Annotated in this window: 12 protein-coding genes; 6 read left to right on the forward strand and 6 right to left on the reverse strand. The window is 53.6% G+C overall.

Going from position 1 to position 15,580, the window contains the following annotated elements; all coding sequences use genetic code 11:
* The first annotated feature begins 158 nt into the window (after positions 1-158).
* The gene (locus tag AC1MDE_RS04260) at positions 159-1,619 is read left to right on the forward strand and encodes an MDR family MFS transporter (protein ID WP_480344324.1); all 1,461 of its coding nucleotides are present in this window, start codon (positions 159-161) and stop codon (positions 1,617-1,619) included.
* Positions 1,620-1,650: 31 nt separating this feature from the next.
* Here AC1MDE_RS04260 and AC1MDE_RS04265 read toward each other — a convergent pair whose 3' ends face one another.
* A complete protein-coding gene (locus AC1MDE_RS04265; protein ID WP_034823436.1) occupies positions 1,651-1,947 on the reverse strand; it encodes a DUF1161 domain-containing protein in 297 nt (98 codons plus the stop codon).
* 52 nt (positions 1,948-1,999) lie between these two features.
* A complete protein-coding gene (locus AC1MDE_RS04270) occupies positions 2,000-2,335 on the reverse strand; it encodes a DUF1283 family protein (protein ID WP_058960493.1) in 336 nt (111 codons plus the stop codon).
* 130 nt (positions 2,336-2,465) lie between these two features.
* Here AC1MDE_RS04270 and AC1MDE_RS04275 point away from each other — a divergent pair, with 130 nt between their 5' ends.
* Positions 2,466-2,795: a YnfA family protein gene (locus tag AC1MDE_RS04275; RefSeq protein ID WP_072226535.1), complete on the forward strand. Its 330-nt coding sequence runs from the start codon at positions 2,466-2,468 to the stop codon at positions 2,793-2,795.
* A gap of 34 nt (positions 2,796-2,829) precedes the next feature.
* On the opposite strand, the gene ydfG is transcribed toward AC1MDE_RS04275, so the two are convergent.
* From ydfG to AC1MDE_RS04295, 4 genes are all read right to left on the reverse strand, one after another.
* A complete protein-coding gene (gene ydfG, locus AC1MDE_RS04280; RefSeq protein WP_058960494.1) occupies positions 2,830-3,576 on the reverse strand; it encodes a bifunctional NADP-dependent 3-hydroxy acid dehydrogenase/3-hydroxypropionate dehydrogenase YdfG in 747 nt (248 codons plus the stop codon).
* Positions 3,577-4,092: 516 nt separating this feature from the next.
* Positions 4,093-6,018 (reverse strand): methyl-accepting chemotaxis protein, encoded by a 1,926-nt coding sequence (locus AC1MDE_RS04285; RefSeq protein WP_064511340.1) that lies wholly within the window; start codon positions 6,016-6,018, stop codon positions 4,093-4,095.
* 254 nt (positions 6,019-6,272) lie between these two features.
* Positions 6,273-7,892, reverse strand: a complete 1,620-nt coding sequence (locus AC1MDE_RS04290; protein ID WP_058960495.1) for a methyl-accepting chemotaxis protein — start codon at positions 7,890-7,892, stop codon at positions 6,273-6,275.
* Positions 7,893-8,010: 118 nt separating this feature from the next.
* On the reverse strand, positions 8,011-9,075 hold the full coding sequence (locus AC1MDE_RS04295; protein ID WP_058960496.1) for an alpha/beta fold hydrolase: 1,065 nt from the start codon (positions 9,073-9,075) through the stop codon (positions 8,011-8,013).
* A gap of 606 nt (positions 9,076-9,681) precedes the next feature.
* Between AC1MDE_RS04295 and guaD the strand changes: the two genes are divergently transcribed.
* From guaD to xdhC, 4 genes are read left to right on the forward strand one after another with little or no spacing between them, the layout of a single operon-like run.
* Positions 9,682-11,010, forward strand: coding sequence for a guanine deaminase (gene guaD, locus AC1MDE_RS04300; protein ID WP_480344325.1), 1,329 nt, complete (start codon positions 9,682-9,684; stop codon positions 11,008-11,010).
* Entirely contained in the window at positions 11,007-12,449 is a 1,443-nt protein-coding gene (gene xdhA, locus AC1MDE_RS04305; RefSeq protein WP_479414528.1) for a xanthine dehydrogenase small subunit, read from the forward strand. The genes guaD and xdhA overlap by 4 nt, the downstream gene beginning before the upstream one ends.
* Positions 12,439-14,805 (forward strand): xanthine dehydrogenase molybdopterin binding subunit, encoded by a 2,367-nt coding sequence (gene xdhB / locus AC1MDE_RS04310; RefSeq protein ID WP_480344326.1) that lies wholly within the window; start codon positions 12,439-12,441, stop codon positions 14,803-14,805. Before xdhA ends, xdhB begins: the two co-directional genes overlap by 11 nt.
* Positions 14,792-15,574: a xanthine dehydrogenase accessory protein XdhC gene (gene xdhC / locus AC1MDE_RS04315; protein ID WP_480344351.1), complete on the forward strand. Its 783-nt coding sequence runs from the start codon at positions 14,792-14,794 to the stop codon at positions 15,572-15,574. Before xdhB ends, xdhC begins: the two co-directional genes overlap by 14 nt.
* Positions 15,575-15,580 lie beyond the last annotated feature (6 nt).

Genomic DNA, 15,580 nt, shown 5'->3' on the forward strand with positions numbered 1-15,580 from the left:
AAGGGCGGGTAAAACCTTCTTAACCCGCATGAAATAAGGCATCATCTAACAATAAAAAAAATTCATCGAATTGTGTGACGTTGTCACACAATGGGCGCACGCAGAGGAAACTCGTCTGATGGAAAATCAGCTAGCCTTGAGAGAAAAAAGGGAGACGTATGACTGAAACTGCAGAATTGAACACGGAACATCGCCACTGGATCCTTATCGCCTGCATGCTCGCCATGTTTATGGCCGCGATTGAAGTCACCATTGTGGCGACCGCGATGCCGACCATTATTGCTGAACTCGGCGGTTTCTCGCAGTTTGGCTGGGTCTTCTCTATCTATTTGCTGACTCAGGCCGTGAGCGTGCCACTCTATGGTCGGCTTGCTGATATGTGGGGGCGTAAACGACTCTTTTTCATTGGCGTCTCGCTGTTCCTGATCGGTTCGGTATTGTGCGGTTTTGCGCATACCATGACGTGGTTAATTCTGTTTCGCGCGTTTCAGGGCCTGGGTGCAGGCGCAATTATGCCGCTCACCAGCACCATTGTGGCCGACATCTACTCCCCGCGCGAACGTGCCAATGTGCAAGGCTGGCTCTCCAGCGTCTGGGGTGTCGCGGCTATTATTGGGCCGCTGAGTGGTGCCTGGCTGGTGCAGCACTTTAACTGGTCGGTGATTTTCTGGGTCAACGTGCCGATTGGTCTGTTTTCCATGCTGCTATTAGCGCGTTTCTTACCGGCGCGTGAACATCACAAAGGGGCAACGCTGAATCTTACCGGCAGCTGCTGGCTGATGATTTGCGTTACGGCGCTGTTAGTGGCGCTGTTGCAGGCGGATGCCCTTGGTTACTGGTTACTGGCATTCCTGTTATTGGCATTGCTGGCGGGCTGGCAATTAAAACAGCATGAACAGCGAGCTGAGGCACCCCTGTTTCCTCTCGCCATCTGGCGCAGCCGGTTAATTCTGGCAGGCAATGCCGGTAATTTGATCATCGGTGCCACCATGATGGGCATCAGCGCGTTTCTGCCAACCTGGACTCAGGGTATTACTGGCGGTACACCGCTGCAGGCGGGGAGTGCGTTGGCGATGATGTCGATTGGCTGGCCGTTAGCCAGCACGCTGAGTGGTCGATTGATGTTAGTCACGTCCTATCGCTTTACCGCGCAGCTGGGAGCCTTATTATTGATTGCGGGTAGCGCGCTACTGCTGCTATTGCGTACCGACAGTTCAATCATGCAAGCCGGGCTGACTGCTTTTGTCATTGGCACGGGTATGGGCATGACCAGCACCACCTTCCTGGTGTCGGTGCAAAACCATGCGCACTACGACATTCGTGGCATTTGCACCGCGTCAATTATGTTTAGCCGCATGCTGGGTTCAGCGATTGGTACTGCGCTGATGGGCGCGGTACTGAACTTCAATCTTGCGCAGCGTCTGCCACAGGCCAGTGATCCGATGCAGCAAATCATGTCACATGAAAGCCGTCAGTCACTGTCCGAAGCGACGTTGCATCACTGGACCGGGCAGATTGCTGCTTCGCTGCATTGGGTGTTTGTGGTGGCGTTTGTGATTGCGATGCTAACGTTGTGGATTGCGTGGTTGATGCCGCGTCAGCGGCCAGAGGCAGAATAGAAAAGGGCGGCCATCAGCCGCCCTTTCAGTATTACTGCGCGGGAGCATCCTGTGAACTGCCTGCGCTAGCCGGGACATTGCTTTCACTGTCTCGGCCGTTTTTCTTATACACGATTTTCTGGCTGTCATTTTCGCAGTGACCCACTACCTGGCCGCCCGCTTGATCGGCCTGATCGTTAGGCACGATATCCAGCGTAAAGTCCGATTCGGCCACGCCGTTACTGACGATCTTCTTACTGATATCCGCTTTAACGGTTTCACAGGAAGCCTGCGCCAGCATCGGCAACGCCAGCATTGCCATCAACATCACTGCATTACGTTTTTTCATCACACTCTCCTTGGTTCTGAATTCCCTAGAAAACTATAGCAGCAACATAGAATTAAGGTGCGACCGTACGGCCGGTACGACGATCAAGGCAGCGCAGGGTGTTCGGTTCCCAATACGCATTGACGTTGTAGCTCTTCTCGCAGCTATCTCGGGTGTCAAAAGCCTTATCGGTTTTATCGAACTCTTTCTCTACGCGCGTATTCACTTTATTGCGTAGGTTTTTCGTGTCGTTCCACTGTTCTTTGCTTTGACGCGCGGCTTCGTTGCTGGAAGCACTGTTGCCGTTCTCAATGATCAGGCGGTCGGTTTGGGCCGATGCCAGCGGAGCGGTCAGCAGCGCACCGGCGGTTAACGCCAAAGTCAGCAGGAGAGAAAACAGGTTTTTCATTGTGATTTCCTTTAGTTAACACCAGCACAGCCAGAAACCCGGCTGTCACAACCATGAGGGCTAGTATATCATCGCTGCAACTTTGCTCACCAGCGGTGAGCCTTTTGTTTAGGCGAGAGAGAGATTTTCTATGCTGGTGAAAACCACTTTACTGTTTTTTTTGACTGCGATTGCCGAAATTGTTGGCTGTTTCCTGCCGTGGCTGTGGCTGAAGAAGGGAATGACCGCGTGGCTTTTACTGCCTGCAGCGGCGAGTCTGGCGTTGTTTGTCTGGTTGCTGACGCTGCATCCGGCAGCGAGCGGTCGTGTGTTCGCGGCTTACGGGGGTGTCTATGTGGTGACGGCGCTGATTTGGCTGCGCGTGGTGGATGGCGTCAAGCTCAGTACATGGGATTGGATTGGCGCGCTTGTAGCGTTTAGCGGCATGTTGATTATTGTCGCCGGTTGGGGCCGGGCGTAAGCGATGGGCGCAACCTGTGCGCCCGTGACAATATTCAGCCTTTATGCACTTTCAGACCCGCAAGCGTCTGGGAGACCGGCATGATTTCCAGCGTATTGATATTGACGTGTTTAGGCAGTGTCGTGACCCAATACACCGCTTCAGTGACATCTTCCGCTGTCAGCGCGGTGGTGCCTTCGTAAACGGCATCCGCACGCCCATCATCGCCTTTGAAGCGCACATTAGAAAACTCGGTGCCACCCACTAAACCCGGCTCGATATCGGTGACGCGCAGCGCGGTACCGTGCAAATCGGTACGCAGATTGAGGCTGAACTGGCGTACGAATGCTTTGGTCGCGCCATAAACGTTGCCGCCCTGATAAGGCCAGCTGCCCGCGATGGAGCCGATGTTTACGATGTGACCGACATTGCGCTCCACCATGGCCGGCAGCACGGCACGCGTCATATACACCAAACCTTTGTTATTGGTGTCGATCATGTTTTCCCAGTCTTCAATATTGGCTTTATGCGCGGGCTCGATCCCTAATGCCAGACCGGCATTATTCACCAGCACGTCGATTTCACGCCACTCTGCGGGCAGCGCAGCGATAGCTTCATCAATAGCGGCGCGATTACGCACATCCAACTGAACGGTATAAAGGTTGGCACCCAACTCCTCTTTCAGCGCTTTCAGACGCTCTGCGCGGCGTCCGCTGGCAATCACTTTATGACCATTAGCGATGAAGCGACGGGTGATGCTTTCACCAAAACCGGCGGTGGCGCCAGTGACAAAAATAATCATCTCACTGTTCCTTAAACAATTGTACGTCAATGTTAACCAATTGATTTTAAATTTAAAAACCAACAATGAAACTCTACGAATTATGGGCGGGGGAAGCGAGATCATTTAGTATGTGCCTGGTTGAGCAAATTTACCCGGCTGTACTCAGCTCTCCAATCCATAAACCGTATACATCATAAACCATCTATGCAGGCTCATGGTCGTTGTGCGTTGCGATAAATGTGGGATTAGCCGCTGTGGAGGGCATTTAACCTGCAGCTTTGAGGAGGGCGGAGGCACGGACACAGCACTGCACGTGGGTCAATCCATGCTAACAGGTTGCATGCTTTGGTTGATTCAAGACATGCTGCTGCTTTTATGACTCACCGAGCCTGACGTGTGCTATCTGGCTGGCGGTGAGAGGTATTCAATTCATAACCGGATTCGGCCTGCTGTTTGCTCAGCGTTGCGAACGAAAGCGAACCTGGCATCGCGGTTTATCACCACGATACCAGGCGCGTGTTTTGGCTCAGTGAATCAGAAAGAACTCCAGTTATCCTCTGGGGAGCTTCCCGCTGTTGCCAGCGCTGTACGCGATTTCAGCGGAGAGAGAACCGGCTTTTTCACGTGGCTTTCAGATTTGGATATCACCGCATCAGCGTTATCCATCAATTTGAACGTGCTGACCAATTCTGCCATTACGGCGGCCTGCTCGGACATGGATTGAGCTGCGCTGGCGGACTCTTCAACCAGCGCCGCATTCTGCTGCGTGGTGGTGTCAATTTGCCCCATCGCGATATTGATTTGACCAATACCATCGCTCTGCTCGCGGCTGGCATGGGCAATCTCTTCAATCAGCTGCGTCATATTGTGGATATCAGACACAATACTGGTCATTCCGTGATCGGCTTTCACAACCAGCTCCCTGCCTGACGTCACGCGTGCAACCGTGTCATCAATCAGTGTTTTGATCTCGCGCGCGGCACCCGCGCTGCGCTGCGCCAGACTACGCACTTCACTGGCAACCACCGCGAAGCCTCTTCCAGATTCTCCCGCTCGCGCAGCTTCAACAGCAGCATTCAGTGCCAGAATATTGGTCTGGAAAGCAATGCCGTCAATCACCTTAATAATTTCGGACATTTTCTGCGAATCGTTCGAGATTTCCTGTATGCGTGTCGAAACATCGTTCATTACGGCACCGTTGTCTCTGACCGCGGAGGCCACGCCACTGACAAACTGGCGCGCCTGCTCAGTATTACTGGCGGTATTGCTCAGCGTTGAAGTCAGCTCTTCTAACGTGGCGGCCGTTTCCTCCAGGCTTGCTGCCTGTTCATCGGTACGAGAGGCCAGATCATTGTTGCCACCGCTGATTTCACTGGAAGCAAGCGCGATGTTGTTGGCACCTTCACGCACGCGCAGCAGCACGCCCGAGAGTTTTTCAACAAAGCGGTTGAATGCCGCTGATATCTGCGCCAGCTCATCTCCGCCGCGCACCTCCAGGCGACGCGTCAGATCACCTTCCCCTGAAGCAACGTCTTCCAGGGCGTCGCGTAAAATGGCGAGGCGACGCAACTGCTGGTTGAACACCAGCCCGGCAATCAGCGCGGTAATAATCAGACTCACCAGGGTGATGAGGATGCTTTCCCGCTGTAATGTCGTCAGAGATGCCGTCACTTCATCACGATCAACGGCAATCACCAGTGACCACGGCGTCCCTTTGACGGGAGAGGCATAAACGAACTGCTGTTCACCGCCGATAGTCAGTTCAGCATGTCCGCCCTGACTGGCCAGATTTTGGATGACTTTGAGGTCGAGTGAAGGTGACAACTCAGTGACCGGCTTGAGAATAAGGTCTGACTTCGGCGCGGCAATCAATTTACCGCTGCTGTCCACCAGGAATGCAAAGCTCTTCTCCAGTGGATGAATCGCATTCACCGTATTGGAGACGGTATCCAGGTGCAGATCGCTGCCGATCACACCCAATGTTTTTCCGTTATCGACAATCGGCTGAGCAAAAGTAATGGTCAGCTTGCCGGTTGACGCATCAACATAAGGGTCCAGCAACACCGGATGGCCAGCTTTAACCGTTTCCAGATACCACGGACGCTGGCTGCCATCATAGGTGGCTGGCATAGGGTGGACGAACACATGGGAATGAGGCTCAGGATAGACGATATAGGCATCATCAAACTCGCCAGCTTCGATCGCCGCACGCAGAAAAGGGACCGCATCGTCATGACGACCAAAAGCCGTTTTGATCGAACCGGTGATCCGTTGTTTCTCTGCCGCCCAGCCAGCCAGTTCCGCCGCATGAACGCGGGAGAGTTGGCCAATGTGCTCATCAATGCTTTCAAGTGTCTTTCCACGCACGGTGGTGTAGGTAAAAGTGGCAAGTGCGATAAGGGATACTGCCGTGATGACCACGCTGATAGCGATTAAACGCGAGCGTATTGTTTTAAACATGTTTGACCTTCCACCCAACTGGATCACATTAGAGGTTTGTTTTTTCCAGAATGCGTCCTGCGTCACTGAAAATACGGAATACGTATTCAGTTATCGGTAACCCCATCTAAAACTGTAGGGAAACGATTGCGCGGTGGAAGAGTATTAAGGCACTAAAAAGGGGAAGGGAGTTAGCGCGCCCGTCATCATGATAATGAGAGACGGGCACACTTTCCTTAACGAAGCGAGCGCTCGAATGCACTCGCTGATACCGCTTAATTTAACGCGACGAGGGACAGCTGATGCGAGTCGGTATAACGGTCAGTGGCCAATGGCATCGCATCCTCATCAACCTGAAACTGCGTCACCGACTGCTGCAAATTCACCACCTGCTGTTGCAGTGAGCTGGCAGCGGTAGCCACTTCAGCCACCAGTGAGGCATTCTGTTGTGTTACGCCATCCATCTGCTGGATAGCGATATTGATCTGCGAGATGCCGCGCGTCTGTTCGCCGGATGCCAGCATCACTTCATCCATGATATCGACCACTTTTTTCACATCGAGCATCACTTCATTCATGGTGACGCCAGCATCTTTAACCAGTCCTGAACCCTGCTCAATGTTGCTGAGCGAGTCATTGATCATCAGGCCAATTTCCTTCGCGGCGGTGGCGCTGCGCTGAGCCAGCACCCGAACTTCCGAAGCGACCACGGCAAAACCGCGTCCTGCTTCACCGGCGCGCGCGGCTTCTACCGCAGCGTTCAGGGCCAGCAGGTTGGTCTGGAAGGCTATGCCGTCAATCACACCGACGATGTCGCCGATTTTTGCCGAGCTTTTCTCAATGGAACTCATGGTGGTGACCACTTCAGACACCACTGTTGCACCACGCGAAGCAGAATCTGAAGCCTTCTGCGACAATGCGTTAGCTTTGCGCGTGTTGTCCTCATTGTTTTTCACTGTCGCCATAATCTGCTCCATACTGGATGCCGTCTCATCCAGCGAGGCCGCCTGTTGCTCAGTACGGCTGGAAAGATCGATATTACCGGTGGCGATCTCTTCTACGCCGGAGCCGATTGCATCGGTGCCACTGCGGACCATCAACACCATGTTCGCCAGGCCATCGCGCATACGCTGGACAGCGGCAAACAGTTGCGCAATTTCATTTTTACCGGAGATGTCGATGCGCGCACGTAAGTCGCCTTCGGCGATGCGATCAAACACGTTGATCACATGATTGAGCGGCTTAACGATAAGATTGGTCATCACCGACCAGGCCAGCGCGGCCAAAACCAGCGCACAGGCGATACAAAAGTACAGCGTAAACGCCATATGCTGAACCCGATCGCTGGAGTCACTGTATGCGACATCAATACTTTTAATTTTAAAGGCCACCAGCGCTTTAGAGGCTTTATCAAAGGCACCGTATAACGCCGTTGATTTCCCTGCACGCTGGCGGTATTCATCCAGTTTGCCTGCTTCGAGCGCGGCAAAAGCCGGATCGATAAACTCTTTCATCAGCGCATCGCGTGTAGTGGCCATTTCAGCCGCAATTGGCTTCTCTGCTGAGGATTGTGGATATTTCAGATATTCCTGCCATTTCGCACTGGCGTTATCTATTTTTCCTCTGGCGCGCTCTAGCGCGACTTTGGCTTTTTCGGCATCGCCACTGCCCACCAGTGATTCATATAAACGCAAATCCAGTCGTCCACGTAATAAAAGTTCTGAGCTTTCATTGAGCGCCACCAGGCCCGGCAAAACTTCGGTATCAACGGTGGCAAAGGATTTATTGCCAGACTGTACGGCAAATAACCCTAAAATACCGACGAACAGCAATAATGCTGTTAATGAAAAAACCATGATGCTGAGGGCGGTGCGGATCTTTATTCTATGAAACATAACTATTCCCTGAGAACGTTTAATTGAAAAAGATGAAGGCGTAGTAACAATGATTTTTTTATTAAAAGGGGAAGTCATGAGTGTGACTTCCCGTCAACAGGCGGATTTAACCCAAATACTAAGGCTTAGCGGTCTCGGCTAAGAAGGTCTGCAGTTTTTTATTATAAAACTTTGCTTGCATCATAGTGCCATGACCGCTGGTTTCAGCACTGGCCGGAATGAGCAGTAACTCCGCTTTCTTTATCTTGGGCAATTCACTCTGCAAAATGCCGGTTTCAACCGGATTACGTTCATCATCTGCTGAATTAATGATCAGCATTGGTGCGGTAATACGGTTCAACCCAGGCATGGCATTATAATTTGCCGACGAACCCCAGATATAAATGAAATCGTTGGCATCCGCGGTGACAGGCGCAGCAAGACGTGCATCCACCAGTTGGTCTGCCAGCGCGCGCGTCGGAGCTTTATGTTGATAAGCGAGCGTACCGCCGGTGGTGGCAATGCTGAACATGATATTGGCGGTTTTAAGCGTAGGGGGTTGCTGTTGATAGTTGCCTTCAGCCCAGGCAGGATCGCCTTTGATCGATTCAATCAGCATGCGGCGAAGCATCCAGTTGCGTCCGGATAACTCATTCGGCTGCGACGCCATCGGGACCAGTGCATCCATCATGCCGGGATATTTTTCACCCCACAGCCACGTCTGCATCCCGCCCATGGAATAGCCCATCACCAGGCGTAAATGCGAAATGCCCAAACCTTCTTTAATCAGCCGATATTGTGCTGTCACCATATCGTCGTAATCGTAATGCGGGAAGGCCATTCTCAAGCCATCAGAAGGTTTGGATGATTTTCCTGAACCAATGCCTTCCGGGATGATAATAAAATACTTGCTGGCATCCAGCGCCTGTCCCGGGCCAAATAACTCCCCGGCAAATCCCGGTGCCAGTAAGGCACTCAGAGGTTGATTGGTTCCGTGCAGTAATAATACCGCTGGTTTATTCTTATCACCTAAAGTAATGTAGTGAATGCGCACATCTTTTAATTTTTCACCGCTATTAAAGCTAAATTCTTTTGCGATCCAGTCAGCTTCTGTCGGCGTGGGTAATGAACTGGCTGCGTGCGTTATGGGTGATACAGTTAACAGAATGGCACTGGCCACTCCTGATATCATGCGATTAAACATAAACGTCGCTCTTAAGTGATGATATTCCCTGGAAGGCTGATATTAGTTTTAATAGAGATAAATCCCAATTAATATCAACGGGATTCAAGGAAAAGCAGACAATAATCTTCTTTTTTGAGTTTTAATAAGATGATTTTTATGCGGTTTTTCTTATGCTGATACATCCGCATGCCATGATGATGTTTAATATTTCTGTATTAATTCTCTTATTTCATCTGTCTCATCGTATTCCCTCTCATTTGTTTTCATTATCAGCGCTTCTTAGCACACCCAAATCCTTCCTCTGCCACACCGGAATCTTCCTGAAGTAAAATCTGTGCACTACAAGCGTGCGGCGCTGCACTTAAATGGCGCGCAGTTCGTGTTGTCATTACGCTTATTTACTCAGACATCTCGTACCTGACACGCTTTTTATCCCCATGCAATCGGTTGCTTATTTTAGCAACCGATTGCGCATTCGATTGCGGTTCCAAAGGGACATGAAATTGAATGCGTGGTGGGTAAGTTGTTGATAGATAGAACTATTTTTATAATTCCTCATTGGCATAGCGTTTGCAATAAACCTTGAAGGCAACTCATTGCACTTTTACTTATCAAGGAACCGTTATGCCTTACGCCTCTGAAACCCTATTGCGCGCCAGCTTTTTTGATTTCACCGCACTGGCTTCTCAGCCCGATGATATCGCTGCGCATGCGCGCTACCTCGAAGACGGCTTGCTGACGCTGCGCGAGGGTAAGGTGGTGTCGCTTGAAAACTGGGAGATTGCAGAAGGGCGCACTGATACCGCCAGGGTAATCGATCTGCGCGGCAAGCTGATCGTGCCGGGCTTTGTGGATACACATACTCATTATCCGCAAACAGAGATGATTGGCGCATTTGGCGAACAGTTGCTGGAGTGGCTAAACCAATATACTTTTCCGGTTGAGGGCCAATATGACTGCCCGGATCACGCGGCACAGATGTCTGCCTTCTTCCTGCAGCAACTGTTATCCAATGGCACCACCACGGCGCTGGTGTTTGGCACGGTGCACAAACAATCGGTCGATGCGTTGTTCCAGGCCGCGCAACAGCTGGATATGCGTCTGATTGCCGGAAAAGTGATGATGGACCGCAACGCCCCCGCGTATCTGACTGAAACACCGGAAGAGAGCTATCAGGACACGCGTGAACTGATTGAACGCTGGCACCAGCGTGGGCGTTTAAGCTATGCCTTGACGCCACGTTTCGCGCCCACCTCCTCGCCAGAACTGCTGGAGAAAGTCCGTCAACTGCGCAGCGAGTTCCCGGATACCTGGCTGCACACCCATCTGAGCGAAAATCAGCAGGAGATCACGTGGGTCAAATCGCTGTTCCCGGAGCGGGACTGTTACCTCGACGTTTATCATCACCATCAGCTCACCGGAAAGCGCAGCGTGTTTGCACACTGCCTGCATCTGGAAGAGAACGAGTGGCAATGCCTGCACGACACCGATTCCTCTATCGCATTTTGTCCGACGTCGAACCTGTTTCTTGGCAGTGGCCTGTTCAATATTAAACGCTGCTGGCAGCAGGGCGTGCGCATGGGCATCGGCACCGATGTCGGCGCAGGCACCACCTTTAATATGCTGCAAACCCTCGGTGAAGCGTACAAGGTTGGGCAGTTACAGCAGTACAAACTCAGCGCCTGCGAAGCCTTTTACCACGCGACGCTGGGCGGCGCGCATGCACTGGATATCGACGATAAAATTGGCAATTTCAATCCCGGCAAAGAAGCGGATTTCGTGGTGATCGACCCGGCGGTTTCGCCGCTGCAAAAGCTGCGTAGCGGTAATAGCAAAGATATCTGGGAACGCTTATTTGTGATGATGACGCTGGGAGACGACCGCAACATTGCGCAAACCTGGGTCAGCGGCAAACCGGTGTGGCAGCGCGATCGAGAAGAGGCAACGGTATGATCCAGTTTCTGCTGAATAATCGGCTGGTCACCGAAACGGCCTTAGACCCGAATCTGACCGTGCTTAACTACCTGCGTAGCCATCAACAGCGGCGGGGAACCAAAGAGGGCTGCGCATCAGGTGACTGCGGTGCCTGTACGGTGACGCTGGGAAAAGTGGTGGCGGGGCGAATGCAGTATCAGGCCATCAACAGTTGCCTGACGCTGGTTAGCAGCCTGCAAGGCAAACAGCTGATCACCGTGGAAGATTTGAAACAGGGCCGTGAACTGCACAGCGTGCAGCAGGCGATGGTGGATTGCCACGGCTCGCAATGCGGCTACTGTACGCCGGGCTTTGTCATGTCGCTGTTCACTTTGCAGAAAAATACACAGGGCTGGAATCCGCAGCAGGCTGAACAAGCGCTGGCAGGCAATCTGTGTCGCTGCACGGGCTACCGGCCAATTATGGCCGCCGCACAGCAAGCTTGTGAGCAATCCGCAGAAGATAATTTTACGGCGGATGAGTCGGCACTGGTTCAGCGCTTACAGGCGTTGAATAACCGGGAAGTACAAATACTGGAAGCCAACGGCAGCCGCTGTTTCGTACCGAAAACACTGGCACAGCTCGCGGCACTGTATCAGCAGTATCCTGAAGCGCAATTGTTGGCCGGCGGCACCGATCTCACATTGAAAATGACTCAGCAGTACCAACGCTTACCGCTGTTAATCGCGTTAGAGCAGGTTGAGGCGTTAAGCGCCTGTTCTGAGGATGAGCAGGATATTCATCTGGGCGCTGCTGCACCGCTTCATTATTGCTACCATTTCCTGGCGGCGAGAATTCCTGCCTTCAGTGCCACACTGGAGCGCTTTGCATCATTACAGATCCGCAATCAGGGTACGCTCGGCGGCAATATCGGCAATGCTTCGCCGATCGGTGATTGTGCGCCCATGTTGCTGGCACTCAATGCGCGATTGGTGTTGCAGCAGGGAGAAAGCCTTCGTGAAGTCCCGCTGGACCAGTTCTTCACTGGCTACAGGCAAACCGTGTTGCAGCCAGGGGAATTCATTCACTCAATAGTGATACCGAAAGTGACGGTGTCACCTGATTTCGTGGCATGGAAAGTGGCAAAACGTCTGGATGATGATATTTCGGCGGTGTTTATCGCCATCAACATTCAGCTTAAAGAAGGCGTGGTGGTGCAGGCACGACTGGCCTTTGGCGGCATGGCCGCAACGCCCAAACGGGCAACCGCAGCCGAGGCCGCCCTTAATGGTCAGCCACTGAATCAAGCTTCCATTGAGCAAGCCTGCGCGGCGCTTAGCCAGGATTTCCAGCCGTTAAGTGATTTCCGCGCCAGCGCCGACTACCGCTTGCAGGTCGCGCGCAATCTGTTACGTCGTTATTACGCGCAAACCTGTGGCGAACTGACCCTTACCGAGGTGGCGCGCTATGTCTCATAACCGACCCGAACTCAGCGAAACGCTTTTAAAAAGCCAGTTTGCCAGCGACATGAAAACCGGTGTGGGCCGCAGTCAGAAGCATGAAAGCGCCGATAAACACGTCACGGGCGAGGCGATCTACATTGATGACCGGCCGGATCTGCCTGGCCTGCTGCATCTTTGCCCGCGTCTGAGTGAACATGCGCATGCACGTATTACACATGTCGATGTACAGCCTTGCTATGCCGTGCCCGGCGTAGTGACCGTTCTGACCTGGCGCGATGTGCCGGGCCTGAATGATGTCGGCCCGTTAGAACCGGGCGATCCGTTACTGGCAATGGATACCGTGGAGTATCTCGGGCAGATTGTGATTGCGGTGGCAGCGGATTCACCCGAAGCCGCGCGCGCCGGTGCTGCCGCCGCCATCATCGAATATCAGCCGCTGCCGGCGATCCTGGATGTGCGCGAAGCCCTGGAGCAGCGTCACTTTGTGCAGCAACCGCACGTGCATCAACGGGGTGATGCTGAAGCGGCGCTGGCGCGTGCGCCGCATCGTATTCAGGGTGAATTTCATATAGGCGGTCAGGAGCACTTCTATCTGGAAACCCAGACCGCGTTAGTGATCCCAGGTGAAGACGACAGCCTGCAGGTTTTCTCATCGACCCAGAACCCGACGGAAGTGCAGAAGCTGGTGGCCGAAGTGATGGATATCACCATGAACAAAGTCACCATTGATATGCGCCGGATGGGCGGCGGGTTTGGCGGTAAAGAGACGCAGGCTGCGGGTGTGGCCTGCTTGTGTGCGATTGCCGCGCGCCAGACGCGGCATCCGGTAAAAATGCGTCTGGCGCGACGTGATGATATGCGTATCACCGGTAAGCGCCATCCCTTCTTTGTGCGTTACGATGTGGGCTTTGATGAGGAAGGTCGTTTCTGTGGTGTCAAAATCGATTTGGCGGGAAACTGCGGTTATTCCCTCGATCTGAGCGGATCGATCGTCGATCGCGCGATGTTTCACGCAGATAATGCCTACTATCTTGGTGATGCGCTGATCACCGGTTATCGCTGCCGTACGCACACCGCGTCTAATACTGCCTATCGCGGTTTTGGCGGGCCTCAGGGCATGGTGGCGATTGAGCAGATCATGGACCATATCGCCCGCGAGCGCGGTTTGGACCCGCTCGAACTGCGTAAGCGCAACTATTACGGCAAGCAGGATCGCAACATCACCCATTACCAGCAGCAGGTGGAAGATAATCTGCTGATGGAGATGACGGAGCAGCTGGAAGCCAGTAGCGATTACGCCACGCGCCGTGCGGACATCAGCGCGTTTAATGCCAGCAACCGTTATATGAAACGCGGTCTGGCCTTAACGCCGGTGAAGTTTGGCATCTCCTTTACCTCCAGCTTCCTCAATCAGGCCGGTGCCTTAATTTTGATCTACACCGATGGCACGGTGCAGCTCAATCACGGTGGCACCGAAATGGGTCAGGGACTGAATACCAAGGTGGCGCAGATTGTCGCGGAAGTGCTGCAAATCGATATCAGCCAGATTCAGGTCACGGCGACCAACACCGGAAAAGTGCCGAACACCTCACCCACGGCGGCCTCCAGCGGGGCCGATCTTAACGGCAAAGCGGCGCAGAATGCCGCGCAGATATTGCGCGATCGCATGACGGAAATGCTGTGTCAGCAGCATCACTGCACGGTCGACGCCATCTCCTTTAGCAATGGCATTGTGCGCGTTGGCGAGTTGCACTTTACTTTTGCGCAGGTGGCGCAGCAGGCGTGGCTGAATCAGGTGCCGTTATCCGCCACCGGATTTTACAAAGTGCCCGGCATCCATTACGACCGCAATGCCGGACGCGGCAAACCCTTTTATTACTTCGCTTATGGCGCGGCGTGCTGCGAAGTGCTGGTGGATACCTTAACCGGTGAATATCGTTTGCTGCGCGCGGATATCCTGCATGACGTTGGCGCCTCGCTCAATCCGGCGCTGGATATTGGGCAAGTGGAGGGCGGTTTCGTGCAGGGCATGGGCTGGTTAACCTGCGAAGAGCTGGTGTGGAACGATCAGGGCAAGCTGCTAACAGACGGCCCGGCGAGTTACAAAATCCCCGCCATCAGCGATGTCCCACATGATTTGCGCGTCACGCTGGTAGAGAACCGTAAAAATCCGCAGGACACGGTATTCCATTCGAAAGCCGTGGGTGAGCCGCCGTTTATGCTGGGCATTGCGGTGTGGTGTGCGTTACAGGATGCCGTAGCCAGCGTGGGTAACTACCGCCGCCATCCGCAACTGGATGCACCCGCCACGCCGGAGCGCGTTTTCTGGGGCGTTCAGCGCCTCTCAGGAGCAGATGATGATTTATCATGACTGGATCGCCGTACTGCACAGTTTACGTGAGAAACGTGAGAGCTGCGTTTTAGTCACCGTGCTGAGCCAGCGCGGATCGGTCCCGCGCGATCGCGGCAGTAAAATGGTGGTCAGCGCCAGCGATACTTATCTCACCATCGGCGGCGGTCATCTGGAATATCAGTGCATTGCGCTGGCGCGCGAGATGCTGGAGCAGCGTTGCCAGCAGCCGCGCAGCGAAGAGTTTGCGCTGGCTGCGCGCCTCGGCCAGTGCTGCGGCGGGCATGCCACGCTGCTGTTTGAACCGCTGATGCAGCAGCAACCTGAAATCCAGCTTTACGGCGCAGGCCACGTCGGTCAGGCGCTGGTAAACCTGCTGGCAACGTTACCCTGTCACATTACCTGGATTGATAGCCGCGCCGCCCAGTTTCGCTATGTGCCACCGGGTGTCACGGTGCGTCAGGTAGAGGACCCGATCGATTGCGTCAAAGAGGCCGCGCCCGACAGCTACTTCATTGTGATGACCCACGACCATCCGCTCGATTTGGCGCTAAGCGAAGCCATTTTGCGGCGCGGTGATTTTCGCTATGCCGGCGTTATTGGTTCGGCTACCAAAGCGCAGCGCTTTCGCTATCGGCTGGAAGGCAAAGGGATCGCTGCGGATGCAGTGGCGCGGCTGCGCTGTCCGCTCGGCCTGCCGGATGTGAAAGGCAAACTGCCAGCGGAAATCGCCGTGGCGGTAGCGGGTGAAGTCATCAGTGTGTATCAGCGCCAGCAGAGCGGTTGTTGAGTGACG

It is taken from the genome of Pantoea folii, from assembly GCF_056678875.1.